At 55.1% G+C, this 18,358-nt stretch carries 18 protein-coding genes and 2 pseudogenes; 13 read left to right on the top strand and 7 right to left on the bottom strand.

Translation table 11 applies throughout. The features are described from left to right. Positions 1–71: 71 nt before the first annotated feature. Positions 72–230 (bottom strand): peptidase, encoded by a 159-nt coding sequence (locus J4645_RS22235; protein WP_223148970.1) that lies wholly within the window; start codon positions 228–230, stop codon positions 72–74. Between J4645_RS22235 and nlpD the strand changes: the two genes are divergently transcribed. After that, positions 160–1,242 carry a murein hydrolase activator NlpD gene (gene nlpD / locus J4645_RS10975; RefSeq protein ID WP_223163312.1) on the top strand — a complete coding sequence of 361 codons (1,083 nt, stop codon included), beginning with the start codon at positions 160–162 and terminating at the stop codon, positions 1,240–1,242. The two genes, J4645_RS22235 and nlpD, sit on opposite strands and share 71 nt — an antisense overlap. 62 nt (positions 1,243–1,304) lie before the next feature. Further along, positions 1,305–2,297: an RNA polymerase sigma factor RpoS gene (rpoS, locus tag J4645_RS10970; RefSeq protein ID WP_000081498.1), complete on the top strand. Its 993-nt coding sequence runs from the start codon at positions 1,305–1,307 to the stop codon at positions 2,295–2,297. A 45-nt stretch (positions 2,298–2,342) separates the two neighbouring features. Here rpoS and J4645_RS10965 read toward each other — a convergent pair whose 3' ends face one another. From J4645_RS10965 to J4645_RS10955, 3 genes are read right to left on the bottom strand one after another with little or no spacing between them, the layout of a single operon-like run. Beyond that, complete coding sequence (locus J4645_RS10965; RefSeq protein ID WP_000562967.1) at positions 2,343–2,579, bottom strand: non-oxidative hydroxyarylic acid decarboxylases subunit D; 237 nt, start codon at positions 2,577–2,579, stop codon at positions 2,343–2,345. 10 nt (positions 2,580–2,589) lie between these two features. Continuing rightward, the gene (locus J4645_RS10960) at positions 2,590–4,017 is read right to left on the bottom strand and encodes a non-oxidative hydroxyarylic acid decarboxylases subunit C (RefSeq protein ID WP_023214374.1); all 1,428 of its coding nucleotides are present in this window, start codon (positions 4,015–4,017) and stop codon (positions 2,590–2,592) included. Continuing rightward, positions 4,017–4,610 (bottom strand): non-oxidative hydroxyarylic acid decarboxylases subunit B, encoded by a 594-nt coding sequence (locus tag J4645_RS10955; protein ID WP_023214373.1) that lies wholly within the window; start codon positions 4,608–4,610, stop codon positions 4,017–4,019. The genes J4645_RS10960 and J4645_RS10955 overlap by 1 nt, the downstream gene beginning before the upstream one ends. Positions 4,611–4,780: 170 nt before the next feature. Between J4645_RS10955 and J4645_RS10950 the strand changes: the two genes are divergently transcribed. Beyond that, complete coding sequence (locus J4645_RS10950; RefSeq protein ID WP_000423338.1) at positions 4,781–5,185, top strand: MarR family winged helix-turn-helix transcriptional regulator; 405 nt, start codon at positions 4,781–4,783, stop codon at positions 5,183–5,185. An 18-nt stretch (positions 5,186–5,203) separates the two neighbouring features. On the opposite strand, the gene ygbI is transcribed toward J4645_RS10950, so the two are convergent. Beyond that, positions 5,204–5,968: a DNA-binding transcriptional repressor YgbI gene (ygbI, locus tag J4645_RS10945; protein ID WP_000613178.1), complete on the bottom strand. Its 765-nt coding sequence runs from the start codon at positions 5,966–5,968 to the stop codon at positions 5,204–5,206. Between the two features lie 196 nt (positions 5,969–6,164). Between ygbI and ltnD the strand changes: the two genes are divergently transcribed. Genes ltnD through J4645_RS10915 form a run of 6 tightly spaced genes read left to right on the top strand, consistent with a single transcriptional unit; the run spans position 6,165 to position 12,243 of the window. Further along, the gene (ltnD, locus tag J4645_RS10940) at positions 6,165–7,088 is read left to right on the top strand and encodes an L-threonate dehydrogenase (protein WP_000206964.1); all 924 of its coding nucleotides are present in this window, start codon (positions 6,165–6,167) and stop codon (positions 7,086–7,088) included. Beyond that, on the top strand, positions 7,082–8,344 hold the full coding sequence (gene otnK, locus J4645_RS10935; RefSeq protein WP_023214372.1) for a 3-oxo-tetronate kinase: 1,263 nt from the start codon (positions 7,082–7,084) through the stop codon (positions 8,342–8,344). The genes ltnD and otnK overlap by 7 nt, the downstream gene beginning before the upstream one ends. Next, positions 8,341–8,979, top strand: coding sequence for an aldolase (locus tag J4645_RS10930; protein ID WP_000209068.1), 639 nt, complete (start codon positions 8,341–8,343; stop codon positions 8,977–8,979). The genes otnK and J4645_RS10930 overlap by 4 nt, the downstream gene beginning before the upstream one ends. A 4-nt stretch (positions 8,980–8,983) precedes the next feature. Next, positions 8,984–9,760, top strand: a complete 777-nt coding sequence (locus J4645_RS10925) for an HPr family phosphocarrier protein (RefSeq protein WP_023207761.1) — start codon at positions 8,984–8,986, stop codon at positions 9,758–9,760. 39 nt (positions 9,761–9,799) lie between these two features. Continuing rightward, a complete protein-coding gene (gene denD / locus J4645_RS10920; protein WP_023207760.1) occupies positions 9,800–10,750 on the top strand; it encodes a D-erythronate dehydrogenase in 951 nt (316 codons plus the stop codon). Next, entirely contained in the window at positions 10,747–12,243 is a 1,497-nt protein-coding gene (locus J4645_RS10915) for a gluconate:H+ symporter (protein WP_000202725.1), read from the top strand. Before denD ends, J4645_RS10915 begins: the two co-directional genes overlap by 4 nt. Before the next feature lie 41 nt (positions 12,244–12,284). Here J4645_RS10915 and J4645_RS10910 read toward each other — a convergent pair whose 3' ends face one another. Continuing rightward, positions 12,285–13,217, bottom strand: coding sequence for a LysR family transcriptional regulator (locus J4645_RS10910; RefSeq protein ID WP_000216305.1), 933 nt, complete (start codon positions 13,215–13,217; stop codon positions 12,285–12,287). Positions 13,218–13,304: 87 nt separating this feature from the next. Between J4645_RS10910 and J4645_RS10905 the strand changes: the two genes are divergently transcribed. Both J4645_RS10905 and J4645_RS10900 read left to right on the top strand, forming a co-directional pair. After that, positions 13,305–14,513, top strand: a complete 1,209-nt coding sequence (locus J4645_RS10905; protein ID WP_000222409.1) for an MFS transporter — start codon at positions 13,305–13,307, stop codon at positions 14,511–14,513. Next, the gene (locus tag J4645_RS10900; RefSeq protein WP_023214371.1) at positions 14,510–14,890 is read left to right on the top strand and encodes a DUF4440 domain-containing protein; all 381 of its coding nucleotides are present in this window, start codon (positions 14,510–14,512) and stop codon (positions 14,888–14,890) included. Before J4645_RS10905 ends, J4645_RS10900 begins: the two co-directional genes overlap by 4 nt. Before the next feature lie 55 nt (positions 14,891–14,945). On the opposite strand, the gene mutS is transcribed toward J4645_RS10900, so the two are convergent. Beyond that, positions 14,946–17,513, bottom strand: coding sequence for a DNA mismatch repair protein MutS (gene mutS, locus J4645_RS10895; RefSeq protein ID WP_001005807.1), 2,568 nt, complete (start codon positions 17,511–17,513; stop codon positions 14,946–14,948). Positions 17,514–17,671: 158 nt separating this feature from the next. Between mutS and J4645_RS10890 the strand changes: the two are divergent. Beyond that, positions 17,672–18,093, top strand: a pseudogene (locus J4645_RS10890) (cytoplasmic protein); the annotation flags it as partial. A 103-nt stretch (positions 18,094–18,196) separates the two neighbouring features. Next, a pseudogene (locus tag J4645_RS10885) lies at positions 18,197–18,319 on the top strand (cytoplasmic protein); the annotation flags it as partial. Positions 18,320–18,358: the final 39 nt, after the last annotated feature.

The following is an 18,358-nucleotide window of genomic DNA, read 5'->3' as shown; positions in this document are numbered from 1 at the left end:
ATTCCCGGTGGGTTAAGCGTATCGTGAACACATTTTCCCGTGTTCACTTAATGCGTTGCACGGTTCTTACGTCACTGGTTGTTAACCAAATTTTTTCCTGGGGGATAAATGAGCGCGGGAAGCCCAAAATTCACCGTTAGTCGCATTGCGGCACTATCACTGGTTTCACTATGGCTGGCAGGTTGTACCAGTTCGTCAAACCCTCCGGCGCCGGTTACGTCTGTGGACAGTGGTTCGTCATCAAATACCAATTCCGGGATGTTGATCACACCGCCGCCAAAAATGGGCGCGACGACGCAACAAACGCCGCAACAAGCGCCGCAAATTCAACCCGTTCAGCGTCCTGTAACGCAGCCCATGCAAACTCAACCGGTCGCGGAACAGCCCGTGCAGATGGAAAATGGGCGAATCGTATACAATCGCCAGTATGGGAATATTCCGAAAGGTAGCTATACGGGTGGCAGTACTTACACCGTGAAAAAGGGTGATACGCTTTTTTACATCGCCTGGATTACCGGGAACGATTTCCGCGATCTGGCCCAGAGAAACAGTATTCCTGCCCCGTATAGCCTGAATGTAGGGCAAACTTTGCAAGTTGGTAACGCATCCGGTACGCCAATTACTGGCGGAAATGCGATCACCCAGGCGGATGCAGCACAGCAAGGAGTTGTGACCAGGTCTGCACAAAATTCCACCGTTGCAGTTGCGTCTCAACCAACAATTACGTATTCTGAGGGCTCAGGTGAACAAAGTGCTAACAAAATGTTGCCAAACAACAAGCCTGCTGGGACGGTTGTCACAGCGCCTGTAACGGCACCAACGGTAAGCACGACCGAACCAAATGCAAGCAGTACGTCAACCAGCGCGCCGATTTCCGCATGGCGCTGGCCGACGGATGGCAAAGTGATCGAAAACTTTGGCGCTTCCGAAGGGGGCAATAAAGGGATCGACATTGCAGGCAGTAAGGGACAGGCTATCGTCGCAACCGCTGATGGGCGCGTCGTATATGCCGGTAACGCGCTGCGTGGTTACGGTAATCTTATTATCATCAAACATAACGATGATTACCTGAGTGCCTACGCCCATAATGATACGATGCTGGTCCGGGAACAACAGGAAGTTAAGGCGGGGCAAAAAATCGCTACTATGGGTAGCACCGGCACCAGCTCTACACGCTTGCATTTTGAAATTCGTTACAAGGGGAAATCCGTAAACCCGCTGCGTTATTTACCGCAGCGATAAAGCGGCGGAACCAGGCTTTGACTTGCTAGTTCCGTCAAGGGATCACGGGTAGGAGCCACCTTATGAGTCAGAATACGCTGAAAGTTCATGATTTAAATGAAGACGCGGAATTTGATGAGAACGGAGTAGAGGCTTTTGACGAAAAAGCCTTGAGTGAAGAGGAACCCAGTGATAACGACCTGGCTGAAGAAGAGCTGTTATCGCAAGGGGCCACACAGCGTGTGTTGGACGCGACTCAGCTTTACCTTGGTGAGATTGGGTATTCACCACTGTTAACAGCCGAAGAAGAAGTCTATTTTGCGCGTCGCGCACTGCGTGGAGATGTCGCTTCTCGCCGTCGCATGATTGAGAGTAACCTGCGTCTGGTGGTAAAAATTGCCCGCCGTTATGGCAATCGTGGACTGGCGTTGCTGGACCTGATTGAAGAGGGCAACCTGGGGCTTATCCGTGCAGTCGAGAAGTTTGACCCGGAACGCGGGTTCCGCTTCTCAACATACGCAACCTGGTGGATTCGCCAGACAATCGAACGGGCGATTATGAACCAAACCCGTACGATTCGCTTGCCGATTCACATTGTTAAAGAGCTGAACGTATACCTGCGCACCGCACGTGAGTTGTCGCATAAACTGGACCACGAACCGAGTGCGGAAGAAATTGCAGAGCAACTGGATAAACCGGTTGATGACGTCAGCCGTATGCTTCGTCTCAACGAGCGCATTACCTCGGTAGACACCCCGCTGGGCGGTGATTCCGAAAAAGCGTTGCTGGACATCCTGGCCGATGAAAAAGAGAACGGTCCGGAAGACACCACGCAAGATGACGATATGAAACAGAGCATCGTCAAATGGTTGTTCGAACTGAACGCCAAACAGCGTGAAGTGCTGGCGCGCCGTTTCGGTCTGCTGGGATATGAAGCTGCGACACTGGAAGATGTAGGCCGTGAAATCGGTCTTACGCGTGAACGTGTTCGTCAGATTCAGGTTGAAGGCCTGCGCCGTCTGCGCGAAATTCTGCAGACGCAGGGGCTGAATATCGAAGCGCTGTTCCGCGAGTAAGTACCCTTGTCAAAAAAAGGCCAGTCGACAGACTGGCCTTTTTTTTTACCGTTTGTCTTCTGCCAGCAACGGCGGGATACTCGGCACCATTGGCGCGTTATCAATATCTTTTTGCGTCATGCGAAACGCTTGTGGATAGTGTTCGCGGCTGGTACGACGTAACGGTTCGGTATCGCGCCAGGTATACAGACAATGCTGACACTGATATACCGTCCAGACTCCTTTTACCGGCGAAGTCGCCATGAGTTCAATATGTGCATCGGCACAGCGTGGACAAATCATCGGTTACTCCTTATTTACGGTTGGCCAGCATGGCGGTCAGCTTTTCAGCCCAGGCTTTAGTTTCCGGTAAATCAACAACCGGCTGGCTATAGTGACCACGGTTATCTGGCGCAACCGGCGTGGTGGCGTCAATGATCAGCTTGTCGGTAATCCCCGCCGGGCTTGAGCCCGGATCCAGTTCCAGGACGGACATATTCGGTAGCTGTACCAGATCGCCAGCCGGATTCACTTTCGACGACAACGCCCACATCACCTGTGGCAGATTGAATGGATCGACATCTTCATCGACCATGATCACCATCTTCACATATCCCAGACCGTGCGGCGTTGTCATCGCTCGCAGGCCCACCGCGCGGGCAAAGCCGCCGTAGCGTTTTTTGGTTGAGATGATGGCCAGCAGGCCGTGGGTGTACATGGCGTTTACCGCCTGCACTTCCGGAAATTCGGCTTTCAGCTGTTGATACAGTGGCACGCAGGTCGCCGGCCCCATCAGGTAGTCGATTTCCGTCCACGGCATCCCCAAATAGAGCGATTCAAAAATGGGTTTGCTGCGGTAAGAGACCTTATCGATACGCACCACGGTCATGTTGCGACCGCCGGAATAGTGGCCGGTAAATTCGCCGAACGGTCCTTCAATTTCACGTTTACGGCTCTCGATGACCCCTTCAAGAATGACTTCAGATCCCCACGGCACATCAAAACCGGTCAACGGCGCGGTGGCGATAGGATAGGGGCTTTCACGCAGCGCGCCTGCCATTTCATACTCCGACTGATCGTATTTCAGCGGCGTTGCGCCCATCAGGGTAATGATCGGATCGTTACCCAACGTGATCGCAATCGGCAGATCTTCGCCACGCTCTTCAGCTTTGTGCAGGTGCAATGCGATATCATGCATCGGCACTGGTTGCAGACCCAGCTTACGCTTGCCTTTAACTTCCATACGGTAGATGCCGACATTCTGCTTGCCGAAGTTATCGGGATCGAGCGGATCGCGTGATACCACACAGGCTTTATCCAGATAGAATCCGCCGTCGCCGTCGTTCAGACGAAACAGCGGCAGGATATCAAACAGGTTGATCGCGTCGCCGTCGACGGTATTTTCCGCCCAGCCCGGATTCGCCCGTCGTTTCGGCGCTACCGGAAAATTGTCCCAGCGGCGAATAAATTCATCGATCTGTTTTTTAACCGGCGTGTTAGGCGGCAAACCCAGTGAGATGGCATGGTTCTGCCAGGAACCGATGGTATTCATCGCCACGCGGGCGTCGTTAAAACCACGAATATTGTCAAACCACAGCGCGGGCGCGCCATCGCCGATTCGTCCCGTTGCGTTGGCAGCGGCGGCGAGATCCGGCTCCGCATTCACTTCCTCGCTGATTTTCAGCAGTTGTCCCTGCTGATCCAGCGCATGTAAAAAACTGCGCAAATCATCAAATGCCATTATCCATTCTCCTGTGAAAAATTTGCTGCCTGTCGCAGTCCTTGCCAGCGACGCGCGCGCGTATGCTCCAGACCAAACTGGTCGAGAACGCGCGCTACGATGTGCTGGATAATATCGTCAACGGTTTGCGGCAGGTTGTAGAACGCGGGCATGGGCGGCACTATCGCCACCCCCATACGAGAAAGCGCAAGCATGTTTTCCAGATGAATCGTGCTGAGCGGCATTTCCCGCGGCACAAGCACCAGCTTGCGACCCTCTTTCAACACGACATCGGCAGCGCGTCCCACCAGCCCCTCGGCATAGCCGGCGCGAACCCCCGCCAGTGTTTTCATACTGCAGGGGATAATAATCATGCCGTCGGTACGAAATGAGCCGGAGGAAATGGTCGCCGCCTGATCGGCCGGGCTATGACAATAATCTGCCAGGGCGGCTACCTCAGCGGGCGTGTAGGGCGTCTCCAGTTCAATAGTGGTTTTCGCCCACTTTGACATTACCAGATGCGTTTCAACATCAGGTATCGCCCGCAATGCCTGGAGTAGCTCGATGCCAAGCGGCGCGCCGGTCGCACCGGTCATCCCCACAATCAATCTCATTTCTTACCTCAAATATCGTTCGTATACGAACATTTTGATCAAAATACGCCCACACGGCCTTTGCGACAAGATCGCTCCCGACGCCTGCGCACGTTTAGCTAAAGCATTCGTCATTAAAAAACCGTGCATAAGTCGTTATGATAGAAAAAGTTAATTTATCCGGAGCGCTCATGGAGCTACGAAACACCGCGTTTCATCTGTTACGCCAACTTTTTCAGCAACATACCGCACGCTGGCAGCATGAACTACCGGAGCTCACCAAACCTCAATATGCGGTGATGCGCGTTATTGCTGAACATCCGGGTATTGAACAGGTCGATCTGACCGAAGCGGCGGTCAGCACTAAAGCGACGCTGGCGGAGATGTTAAGCCGGATGGAAAATCGTGGGCTGGTAAAGCGAGAAAACGATCCGCTGGATAAACGTCGGCGTTTTGTCTATCTCACCGTTCAGGGCCAAACGTTGCTCGCCGCCGCGATACCACTGGGGGATCGCGTTGACGATGAGTTTTTGGGGCGACTGAGCGCTGAAGAACGCGAACAGTTTACGCAACTGGTACGCAAGATGATGACGTAAGCGGCTTGCGCCGCTTCGCTATTTTTTGGCCATCAGCAGTGAGATATCCACTTTAGCCAGCGCCCGAATTGCGCTTTCCGGCAGGCCGTCATCGGTGACGATTTGGTTGAATTCCGCCAGCGGTAACGCCAGCCATGTAGCGACCTGGCCGTATTTGGTCGCGTCGCACACCAGAATTTTTTGGCGGCTGGCGCTGGCGACGGCCCGTTTCACCGTGACTTTATCTTCTGCCGGCGTTGAAATACCGCGCACGCTCCAGGAAGAGGCGGAAATAAAGGCCTGGTCAATCATCAGCCCGCGCAAAAGCGTCGCCGCGGCTTCACCGACGCACGACCGGTTTTCCCGGCATACCGCCCCGCCAGTGTGAATAATTGTGCAATCGCTATTGTCCATCAGGTAATCGGCGATGACGAAATCATTCGTCACCACCGTAAGTTTATTCATCGTAACCAGCTGCCTGGCGATCGCCAGCGTGGTAGTACCTGCATCAAGGTAGATACAGCTTTCTGGCTGTACCAGGCTGGCGGCCAGTTTGCCAATCGCCGCTTTCTGCGGCGTCGCCAGTTCGGTTTTGATCTGATGCGAGGGTTCGTGCGCCACGCGAGTCGATGATTGCACGCCGCCAGAGACCTGGATTACCGCGCCTTGCTGCTCCAGTTTTTGTAAATCACGGCGGATAGTCATGTGGGATACATGCATGCGCTCGGTCAGTTCAGCGATACTGACGATGCCTTTCTCCGCCACCATATCAAGAATGATTTGTCGACGCTCAGTAGGTATCAACGTCTGCTCCTTTCTTTAGTCCTGTCGCGATTTTACGCGATTTCTCGTCACTGCGTGTGAAGTTCTATGAGGATTGCCTTCACAAAAAATAACACATTTTGTTATTTTTTGTGAAACAACTCACCGCAATTGTTTACAAAAACGCCTATATTCACATAACAAAACATAATATCACGTAAATTAACATGGAGTGATAATGACAACAGGAACTGATTTTCATGTCGGCATTGTGGGGCTTGGCTCAATGGGAATGGGCGCTGCGCGTTCATGCCTGCGCGCCGGGCTTTCCACATGGGGGGCCGATCTTAACCCGCAAGCGTGCGCGAATCTTCTCGCTGAAGGGGCTTGTGGGGCTGCCGCCAGCGCCAGGGAGTTCGCCAGCGTCGTGGATGCGTTAGTCATTCTGGTCGTCAATGCCGCCCAGGTCAGACAGGTGTTATTCGGTGAGGATGGCGTCGCCCATCTGATGAAACCCGGAAGCGCGGTGATGGTTTCGTCTACGATCTCAAGCGCCGACGCGCAAGAGATCGCCGCGGCGTTGACGGCATTGAATCTTAACATGCTGGATGCGCCGGTTTCCGGCGGCGCGGTAAAAGCGGCGCAGGGCGAAATGACGGTGATGGCCTCCGGGAGCGAGGCGGCGTTTACCCGCCTGAAGCCTGTGCTGGACGCCGTTGCCAGCAACGTTTATCGCATCAGCGATACGCCGGGCGCAGGCTCAACCGTCAAAATCATTCATCAACTGCTGGCTGGCGTGCATATTGCGGCGGCGGCCGAAGCGATGGCGCTGGCCGCGCGGGCCGGTATTCCTCTGGACGTGATGTATGACGTCGTGACCCATGCCGCCGGCAACTCCTGGATGTTCGAAAACCGTATGCAGCATGTCGTTGACGGCGACTATACCCCGCGTTCGGCCGTCGACATTTTTGTCAAAGATTTGGGGCTGGTTGCCGACACGGCGAAAGCGCTGCGCTTCCCCTTACCGCTGGCCTCTACGGCGTTAAATATGTTCACCAGCGCCAGTAACGCCGGTTATGGCAAAGAGGATGACAGCGCTGTGATCAAAATTTTCTCAGGGATTACTCTGCCTGGCGTCACGCCTGAGGAGCCGTCATGTTAAAAATTGGCGTCATTGCCGACGATTTTACCGGCGCGACCGACATCGCCAGTTTTCTGGTCGAAAACGGGATGCCGACAGTGCAGATCAATGATGTCCCAACCGGGACGCAACCGGAAGGGTGCGACGCGGTGGTTATCAGCCTGAAAACCCGCTCATGCCCGGCGCAAGAGGCGATAAAACAATCGCTGGCGGCGCTGGTATGGCTGAAAAAACAGGGCTGCCAGCAAGTCTATTTCAAATATTGCTCGACTTTCGATAGTACCGCTGAAGGCAATATCGGCCCGGTCACCGATGCGCTGATGGTGGCGCTGGATACCTCATTTACCGTGATTTCTCCCGCGCTGCCGGTTAATGGACGCACGGTCTATCAGGGCTATCTGTTTGTCATGAACCACTTGCTGGCGGAGTCCGGTATGCGCCACCACCCTATCAATCCGATGACCGACAGCTACCTGCCGCGTCTGATGGAAGCGCAGGCGCAAGGGCGCTGCGGCGTTATTCCGGCTCAGATGCTTGATGAAGGCGTTGCCGCGACCCGTGCGGCGCTGTCGCGTTTACAGCAGGAAGGATATCGCTACGCAGTACTTGACGCGCTCAATGAGCGGCACCTGGAAATCCAGGGCGAGGTTTTGCGTGATGCCCCGCTGGTGACCGGCGGTTCCGGGCTGGCAATGGGGTTGGCGCGTCAGTGGGCGAAGCGCGGCGCGTCTCAGGCCCGTTCCGCAGGCTATCCGCTGAGCGGTCGTGCGGTGGTGCTTTCCGGTTCCTGTTCGCAAATGACGAATCAGCAGGTGGCCTTCTATCGACAACATGCTCCCACACGCGACGTTGACGTGGCGCGTTGCCTGTCATCCGAGACGCGCGAGGCCTACGCCGAAGCGCTGGCGCAGTGGGTGCTCAGTCAGGACAGCGAACTGGCGCCAATGATTAGCGCCACCGCCTCCACGCAGGCGCTGGCTGCCATCCAGCAGCAATATGGCGCTACCGAAGCCAGCCATGCGGTAGAGGCGCTCTTTTCCCTGCTGGCCGCTCGCTTAGCGGAAGGCGGTATCACCCGGTTTATCGTGGCGGGCGGCGAAACCTCGGGCGTGGTGACGCAAAGCCTCGGTATTACCGGTTTTCACATCGGACCGTGCATTTCACCCGGCGTGCCGTGGGTCAACGCGCTCCATGCGCCAGTCTCGCTGGCGCTAAAGTCAGGTAATTTTGGCGATGAATCCTTTTTCATCCGCGCTCAAAGGGAGTTTCAGGTATGACGACACTGGCAAAAGAAGAGCACGCTTTGCGAGAAGAGATGGTCAGGATAGCCGCCTCGTTTTTCCAGCGCGGCTATGCCACCGGCTCGGCAGGCAACCTCTCTCTGTTACTGCCGGACGGCAATATTCTGGCGACGCCCACCGGTTCGTGTCTGGGTAATCTCGACCCGCAGCGGCTATCCAAAGTGGACCCGCAGGGCGAATGGCTCAGCGGCGATAAACCGTCTAAAGAGGTGCGTTTTCATCTGGCGTTGTATCGCAATAACCCTTGCTGTAAGGCAGTGGTTCATCTGCACAGCACCTGGTCAACGGCGCTTTCCTGTCTCGAAGGACTGGACCCGCAAAATGTTATTCGCCCGTTTACCCCCTATGTGGTGATGCGGATGGGGGACATTCCGCTGGTTCCCTACTATCGCCCGGGGGATGACCGAATTGCCCGCGATTTGGCAGCGCTGGCGGCCCGGCATCAGGCCTTTTTACTGGCTAATCATGGGCCGGTCGTGTGCGGGGAGAATTTGCAGGAAGCCGCTAATAATACCGAGGAGCTGGAAGAGACGGCAAAGCTGATTTTTATCCTTGGCGAACGCCCGATTCGTTATTTAACCACCGAAGAAATTGCGCAGTTAAGGAGATAACCCGATGCCGCGTTTTGCCGCCAATTTGTCGATGATGTTTACCGAAGTGCCGTTTATCGAGCGTTTTGCCGCTGCTGCCGAAGCCGGTTTTCAGGCCGTTGAGTTTCTGTTCCCCTACGGCTTTGCCGCCAGCGAGATTAAAGCCCAGCTATCGCGTCATGATCTGACGCTGGCGCTGTTTAATACTTCGGCGGGCGATACCGCGGCGGGCGAGTGGGGACGTGCCGCGCTACCGGGGCGCGAACACGACGCGCGCGCCGATATCGATCTGGCTCTGGAATACGCTCTGGCGCTGGAATGCGAGCAGGTTCACATCATGGCGGGCGTAGTGCCGGATGGCGCTGATAGCGCACGTTATCGCGCCACGTTTATCGATAATTTGCGTTATGCCGCCGACCGGTTTGCCGCCCACGATAAACGTATTTTGATCGAAGCGCTGAGTCCCGGCGTTAAACCCTGTTACCTCTTTTCCAGCCAATATCAGGCGCTGGGCATCGCAGAAGAGGTTGACCGTCCGAATGTGTTCATCCAACTCGACACTTTCCACGCGCAAAAAGTGGATGGCAATTTGAGTCACCTGATTCGCGAGTACGCGGGCCGCTATGCCCATGTACAAATCGCCTCGCTACCGGACAGACATGAACCGGATGATGGCGAGATCAACTACCCGTGGCTGTTCCGGCTGTTCGATGACGTAGGTTATCGCGGCTGGATAGGCTGCGAATACCAACCACGGAATACCACTCAGGACGGGCTTGGCTGGTTTAACGCCTGGCGCTAACCCTGAACTACCCTACACAACAATAAAGAGGACATCCGGATGCAGATTATCATTACCGGCGGGGGCGGCTTTTTAGGCCAGAAACTCGCAAGCGCCTTATTAAACTCATCGCTGGCGTTTAACGAACTGCTTCTTGTTGATTTAAAAATGCCTGCACGGTTATCAGATTCCCCTCGTTTACGCTGTCTGGAGGCTGACTTAACCCAGCCGGGCGTGCTGGAGAATGTGATTACCGCTAATACCTCTGTTGTTTATCATTTCGCTGCGATTGTCAGCAGTCATGCGGAAGACGATTTCGATCTGGGATGGAAAGTTAACCTAGATCTTACCCGCCAGTTACTTGAGGCGTGTCGTCGGCAACCGCAGAAAATTCGTTTTGTCTTCTCCAGCTCGCTTGCCGTTTATGGCGGTACGCTGCCGGAATGCGTCACCGATACCACCGCGCTCACGCCGCGCTCGTCTTATGGCGCGCAGAAGGCCGCCTGTGAACTGTTGGTCAACGATTATACCCGCAAAGGCTATGTGGATGGGCTGGCGCTGCGTTTGCCGACGATCTGTGTTCGCCCGGGTAAACCAAACCGCGCCGCTTCTTCTTTTGTCAGTGCGATTATTCGTGAACCGTTGCAGGGCGAGACGACCATCTGCCCGGTGTCGGAAAGTTTGCGGCTGTGGATTTCCAGCCCGGCGACGGTGATCCATAACCTGTCGCTGGCCGCAACGTTACCCGCGCCTGGCGAGGCGAGCAGCATCAACTTACCGGGGATCAGCGTAACCGTGGGCGAGATGCTGGAAACGTTGCGTCAGGCGGGCGGTCAGGCGGCGCGCGATCGGGTTACGCATCAGCGCGACGAAGGCGTCGAGAAAATTGTCGCCTCCTGGCCGGGACGTATCGATAACCAGCGTGCGCTGGCGTTAGGTTTTGTCGCCGATAAACGCTTCGATGACATTATCGAACGCTTTCGACAAGATGATATGGAGGGGAGGTCATGACAAGTTTACCGACCCCAATTATCGGCCTGATCGTTGCCGTTTTCGTTCTGGTATGGCTGGTGTTACGCACCCGTGTTCATGCGCTGATCGCGATGCTGGCGGCGGCCTGTATCGCCGGTCTGTTGGGGGGAATGGGCATTGATAAAACGCTCTCTGTCATCACCAGCGGATTCGGTACGACGCTGGGCAGCATTGGCCTGGTGATTGGTCTCGGCGTAATGATGGGGCGCTTGCTGGAGGTTTCCGGCGCGGCGGAGCGTATCGCCTGGAGCTTTATCAAATGGCTGGGGAAACGCCGTGAAGAGTGGGCGCTGGCGATCACGGGTTATATTGTCAGCATTCCCATTTTCGTCGATTCCGCTTTTGTCATTCTTTATCCGGTGGCGAAAGCGCTGGCGAAAAGCGGTAAACGTTCGCTACTGACGCTGGGCGTCGCGCTGGCGGGCGGGCTGGTGGTCACTCACCATACGGTACCTCCGACGCCAGGCCCGCTGGGGGTAGCCGGGATTTTTAACGTCGACATCGGCGCAATGTTATTGACCGGGATGGCGCTGGCGGTGCCCTGTGTGATCGGCATTGTGTTCTATGCGCAGTGGCTGGATAAACGCTACCCTGATTTCGTGCCGCGCACGCTGAACGCCGATGAAGTCAATGCCGCGCTGGAGCAGTACAATAAAGAGAAAGAGCAAAAGGATCTGCCGAGCCTGACGCTCTCTCTGCTGCCTATTGTGGTGCCGATCGTGCTGATCTTCCTGAAGGCTATCTGTTCCACCCTCGCCACTGTAGAAGGATGGTCCGGCCTGGCGACGCATCCGGTGGTACAGGCAATCAACTTTGTGGGAAGTCCGGTGATCGCGTTGGCCATCAGCGTTCTGCTGGCGGTGTATACGCTGGTGCCGCGCATGGATAAACATACCACCGCAGAGCGTCTGGAAGAGGGCTTGCAAAGCGCCGGGATTATCTTACTGGTCACGGGCGCTGGCGGCGCATTGGGCGCGATCCTGCGCGACAGCGGCGCGGGGCAACAGCTGGCGGAGCAGGTTGCCAACCTGCCGATCTCGCCGATCCTGATCCCGTTTATCGTGGCGACGTTGGTACGCCTGATTCAGGGATCGGGGACGGTGGCGATGATCACTGCCGCCTCGATTTCCGCGCCGATCCTGGCGCAGATCCCCGGCATCAATATGTTGCTTGCCGCTCAGGCCGCAACGATGGGGTCGCTGTTCTTCGGCTACTTCAACGATAGCCTGTTCTGGGTGGTTAACCGCATGATGGGCGTCTCTGATGTCAAACAGCAGATGGTGGTTTGGTCTGTACCGACGACCATTGCCTGGGCGATTGGCGGCACCGGCGTGGCGCTGATTAACCTGCTGTTCGGTTCCGGCGGCAGTTGGCTCGATCCGTTACTGCCGATTGTCGTTCTGGCGGCAATTATGCTGTGGGTGCGTTGGCAGGCGCAGGGGATCAAAGACAAGCTGGTAGTTAAGGATTAAGACGGTATTATCCGTCCGGGAGCGCAATGCTCCCGGGCTGGCTACAATGATGGGGCGTGCTCCCCGCAATCCCATTGCGAACGTAAAAAATCAATAAATGCGCGTACTTTTGTCGATACATGGCGGGCGTCCGGATAAACGGCATAAATGCCCTGACGGGGAAAATGATAGTCGGGTAACACGTGAATTAACGTTCCATCCTCCAGTGCGGTGTTGACTAACCATTGCGGCAGTAATGCGACGCCGCTTCCCGCGAGAGCGAAGGCCATCAGCGAGCGCGCGCTGTCGACAGAAATTTTGCCGGCTTTGCTTATCTCCAGGCGTGAGTGTTGGCCATGATTATTCGTTACTGTCCACCGTAGCGGCGTAGGTAATCGCTCATGAATAATCCATTCCGCCTGAGCCAACGACTCCAGCGACGACACGGGGTGGCGGGCGAGCCACTGCGGCGCGGCGACCGGCAGAATGGTAAAGCGGGATATCAGCGCGGCGCGATAGCGGGAGTCCGCCAGCGAGCCAAGCCGAATCGCCACATCAAAGCGCTCGGCAATTAAATCGGCATGATGTGATGAGGACATATGCCGAATACGGAGATCGGGATGGCGCTGACTAAACTGCGCCAGTACCGGAATGACCACCTGTTCGCCAAACTCGGGCGTAGTGGTAATACGTAACTCGCCGCCCAGCCCACTATGGCTGGCACGCACTTCATCCTGCAAATTTTTCGCGGCATTGAGTAAATTCACGCCTTTTTGGTAAAAGAGGACGCCGGCGTCTGTGAGCGTCAATCGTCGGGTGGAACGTAGCAGTAACGTTACGCCAAGCTCTTTTTCAAGCTGCCGAATATTAAAACTCACTACCGCTTTTGTTTGGCCCGATGCGGCGGCGGCGGCCGTGAAGCTGCCGCTATCTACCACGGCGATAAACAGCGACATACGCTGCAAATTGAGCATGGCGAGCTCCTTTACTGTCAAAATTATTTTGACAGTATATCGTTGAAGCGCGGACTTATCTGGCTTTCTCCGGACGGCTACATTAGCGCCTCTGACGGAGGATGCATAATGACGTATCGCAGTAAAGTGGCAGTGGTTTACCTGCTCGGCTTCTTTCTTGATCTGATTAATCTGTTTATTGCCAGCGTGGCTTTTCCTGCGATGTCCGTGGATCTGCATACGTCCATATCGGCGCTGGCATGGGTGAGTAATGGTTATATCGCAGGATTAACGCTGATCGTTCCGTTTAGCGCGTTTCTTTCGCGTTATCTCGGCGCACGACGGCTGATCATATTTTCGCTCATTCTGTTTAGCGTTGCCGCCGCTGCCGCAGGTTTTGCCGATTCCTTACACAGCCTTGTTTTCTGGCGTATTGTGCAGGGGGTGGGCGGTGGCTTATTGATCCCGGTTGGTCAGGCGTTAACCTGGCAACAGTTTAAACCGCATGAACGCGCTGGCGTGTCATCGGTTGTCATGATGGTGGCGCTACTGGCGCCGGCATGTTCGCCTGCGATTGGCGGGCTGCTGGTGGAAACGTGCGGCTGGCGCTGGATATTCTTTGCCACGCTGCCGGTGGCCGTTCTCACTTTATTGCTCGCTTATTGTTGGCTGAATGTCGCTTCGACGACAATGGCGTCAGCAAGATTGCTCCATCTGCCGTTGTTGACGGACAGGCTGCTGCGTTTTGCCATGATCGTCTATCTGTGTGTGCCGGGTATGTTCATTGGTATCAGCGTGGTCGGGATGTTTTATCTACAGAACGTCGCGCAGCTATCGCCTGCGGCGGCGGGGTCGCTGATGCTCCCCTGGTCGATCGCTTCATTTGTCGCCATTATGTTTACCGGACGTTACTTCAATCGGCTTGGGCCGCGTCCGCTGATTATCGTCGGCTGTCTTCTTCAGGCCGCAGGGATACTGCTTTTAACTAACGTTACGCCTGCGACATCGCACCGTGTACTGATGATGATATTCGCCTTAATGGGTGCTGGCGGCAGTTTGTGCAGCAGTACCGCGCAGAGTGGCGCTTTCCTGACTATTGCTCGCCGGGACATGCCTGACGCCAGCGCGCTATGGAATCTTAATCGTCAGCTCAGCTTTTTCCTTGGCGCGACGCTGTTGACGCTGCTGTTAAACGCGCTCCAGCGCGTTATGTCGCTTGAGGTTGCTTATCGCTGGACCTTTATTGCCGCCGCCGGTATCACCCTGCTGCCCCTTATTTACGCTGTCTGTCTAAACAATAGACAGGCGCTTCTGTGCCTGAAAAAGGAAAGATCATGAATCCATATAAAGAAGAAATTATTCATGCCCATGCGGCGATTGAGAACTGGCTTAGTAAGGGGGTGGGTAGCCTGGAGGCGTTGATAGCGCGTTTTGCTGTTGATTTTACGATGATAACGCCAGGAGGTATTTGTCTGGATTATCCGGCGCTGGGCGCTTTTTTCCAGGCGCAGCGCGCGTGTCGCCCGGGGCTGGTTATCGTGGTTGAGCACATTGACTTTGTGGCGGAGTGGCCGGAAGGTGCCGCGCTGCGTTATCGTGAGCGCCAGCAACTGCCGGGCCAGGCCGAGACGGTACGCTGGTCGACGGTTATTTTAAAAAGGGAAAGAGGACGGATAGTCTGGCGTCATTTACACGAAACGACAGTCACAGTCTGAAAAGCCTGTTCCGGCGCGTGGGCCCGATAACGCGCCGCTATCGGGCCCGACACGTTTACACCAGACTTTTCAGCCGATAGATCCACTCCAGCGCCTGGCGTGGCGTCAGGGAGTCCGGATCGAGATTCTCCAGCGCTTCAACGGCAGGCGATGTCTCCTCCGGGGCCGCAAGCAACGACATTTGCGTGCCGTCCACCTGCGTTGCCGCCGCATTGGGCGAGATGCTTTCCAGCTCGCGGAGTTTTTGGCGCGCGCGTTTGATGACTTCTTTAGGGACGCCCGCAAGCGCCGCGACCGCCAGGCCATAGCTCTTACTTGCCGCGCCGTCCTGCACGCTGTGCATAAACGCGATAGTATCGCCGTGTTCCAGCGCATCCAGGTGGACGTTCGCCACGCCTTCCATTTTCTCCGGTAATTGGGTCAGCTCGAAGTAGTGGGTAGCGAACAGCGTTAACGCTTTAATCTTATTCGCGAGATTCTCCGCGCAGGCCCAGGCCAACGACAGCCCGTCATACGTGGAGGTACCGCGCCCGATTTCATCCATCAATACCAGACTGTTTTCCGTGGCATTATGCAGAATGTTCGCGGTTTCGGTCATCTCCACCATAAAGGTCGAACGCCCGGAAGCCAGGTCGTCCGCTGCGCCGACGCGGGTAAAAATACGGTCGATGGGGCCGATTTCCACGTTTTGCGCCGGAACGTAACTGCCGATATAGGCCAGCAGGGCGATCAATGCTGTTTGCCGCATATAGGTACTTTTACCGCCCATATTGGGGCCGGTAATGATCAACATCCGGCGCTGCGGCGACAGGTTGAGCGGGTTAGCGATAAACGGCTCATTCAGTACCTGTTCAACCACCGGGTGGCGACCTTCGGTAATACGGATACCGGGTTTATCGGTAAATGTCGGGCAGGTGTAATTCAGCGTCCAGGCGCGTTCGGCCAGGTTAACCAGCACATCCAGCTCCGCCAGCGCGTTGGCGCTCTGCTGTAAATCGGCCAGATGCGGCAACAGCAGATCAAACAATTCGTCATATAGCTGTTTTTCCAGCGCCAGCGCTTTGCCTTTCGAGGTCAGAACTTTATCTTCGTACTCTTTTAGCTCAGGAATAATGTAGCGTTCGGCATTTTTCAGCGTCTGGCGACGCACATAATTGATGGGCGCCAGATGGCTTTGACCACGGCTAATCTGAATGTAATAACCATGTACCGCGTTATAGCCGACTTTCAGCGTATCCAGCCCGGTACGCTCGCGCTCGCGAATTTCCAGACGATCGAGATAATCGGTGGCGCCGTCCGCCAGCGCGCGCCATTCGTCCAGCTCTTCATGGTAGCCGGGCGCAATAACGCCGCCGTCGCGGACCAGTACCGGCGGCGCGTCAATAATGGCGCGTTCCAGGAGGTCGCGCAGCTCGGCGAAATCGCCCATTTTTTTACGCAACGCCTGTACCGGCGCGCTGTCAACGGTTTCAAGCTGAGCGTGCAACTCCGGCAGCTGCTGGAAGGCGTGACGCATTCGGGCGAGATCGCGCGGACGCGCGGTGCGCAGCGCCAGACGCGCAAGGATACGCTCCAGATCGCCGACCTGACGCAGCACCGGTTGCAGTTCGCTGACGGTGTCCTGCAAGGCGCCGATGGTCTGCTGGCGTTCACGCAATATGTCGGTATTTCGTACCGGCATATGCAGCCAGCGTTTAAGCATTCGGCTACCCATTGGCGTCACGGTACAGTCAAGCACCGCGGCGAGGGTATTTTCGACACCACCGGCCAGGTTCTGGGTAATTTCCAGATTGCGGCGGGTTGCGGCATCCATAATGATGCTGTCCTGCTGGCGTTCCATCGTAATGGAACGAATATGCGGCAGGGAGGTGCGCTGGGTATCTTTTACGTACTGTAACAGGCAGCCTGCCGCACATAATCCACGCGAGGCATTTTCGACGCCGAAACCGACCAGATCCCGCGTACCGAATTGCAGATTTAACTGCTGGCGGGCGGTATCAATCTCAAACTCCCACAACGGGCGACGGCGCAGACCCCGGCGTCCCTCTATTAACGCCATTTCAGCAAAATCTTCGGCATACAACAGTTCGGCGGGATTGGTGCGCTGCAACTCTGCGGCCATCGTTTCACGGTCGGCGGGTTCGCTCAGACGAAAGCGCCCGGAGCTGATATCCAGCGTGGCGTAACCGTAGCCTTTACCATCCTGCCAGATAGCCGCCAGCAGGTTATCCTGACGCTCCTGTAACAGGGCTTCATCGCTGATGGTGCCAGGCGTAACGATACGCACGACCTTACGTTCAACGGGACCTTTGCTGGTGGCCGGATCGCCAATCTGTTCGCAAATAGCGACGGATTCGCCCTGATTGACCAGTTTCGCGAGGTAGTTTTCTACGGCGTGGTGCGGGATACCCGCCATAGGGATAGGTTCGCCAGCCGATGCGCCGCGTTTGGTCAGCGAAATATCGAGCAACTGCGACGCACGCTTTGCGTCGTCATAAAACAGCTCGTAAAAGTCTCCCATACGATAAAAGAGCAGGATCTCCGGATGCTGGGCTTTCAGCTTGAGATACTGCTGCATCATTGGTGTGTGGTTGGAGAAGTCCTTATCAAATGACTCATTCATATTGATTTTACTCGTTTTTTTATTCTTTCAAGTGCTCATGTGGCCCCAGGTAAAACCCTTATAAACTCACATAAACCCATAAATTTGTAGCTCACCTGTAGCCTAAAATGTGACAGGTTACATTCTCATCATTCCTGGACTACAACAGGGGTGATACTTTGAAAACAACTCTCAGCCAGCCTTTCATTATCAACAAGTTAAGTATCAATGTTAAGTCTGCGCTCAGTCGCTCTGGAAAAATCGTTTTCGAAGCTAACCCAGCTCAAAAACTCTACATTGTTTTCGATGACCACAGAGAAGCTCCTGCTGGTTTCGGGGTAAAAGCCAGTTTGACGAAAAAGACCTACGTAATCCAGCGAAGAGTAGCCTCGTCAGATCGTAATGTCAGTGAGGGTAGGAAGCCAAGTTCTGTCTTGAAAGTAAAAGTTGGAAATGTGTTCGATTTTCCAAATATTGACGAAACAAGGCAAGCTGCCAGGCAATTAGTTCAGACCATGCTCGCAACAAAGAGAAATCCCAACAAAATTAAGAGGGAAACGGATGCTTCCGAACTCAAAATGAGACTGTAATTAAAATTGTGTAATTGCCTGATTTTGATATGTTCGATTCAACATCAAAAGCTGGTTGCTTTATGGACGAAAAACACCTGGCATTCACAGAGCATTAACTTCATCCCGACGGCCACAGCTATCAAGATTGTGTTGCATGAAGGTAAGCCGATCCATTTCGCCACCACGGTTATTGCGCTTTCTTCCGATAGGTATCTTGAGCTGTGCGATCTTTACTCTTCTCATGCGATCGAGTAACTACCTGCGTCGGATTACGGCTTCGTTTTTTTGGCCTGC

The sequence above is a fragment of the Salmonella sp. 32082101201600294FB01SM01 genome (assembly GCF_017572865.1).
Lineage (GTDB): Bacteria > Pseudomonadota > Gammaproteobacteria > Enterobacterales > Enterobacteriaceae > Salmonella > Salmonella enterica.
Note: the sequence above shows the minus strand (reverse complement) of the source record. Positions and strands in the feature narration are given on the sequence as shown.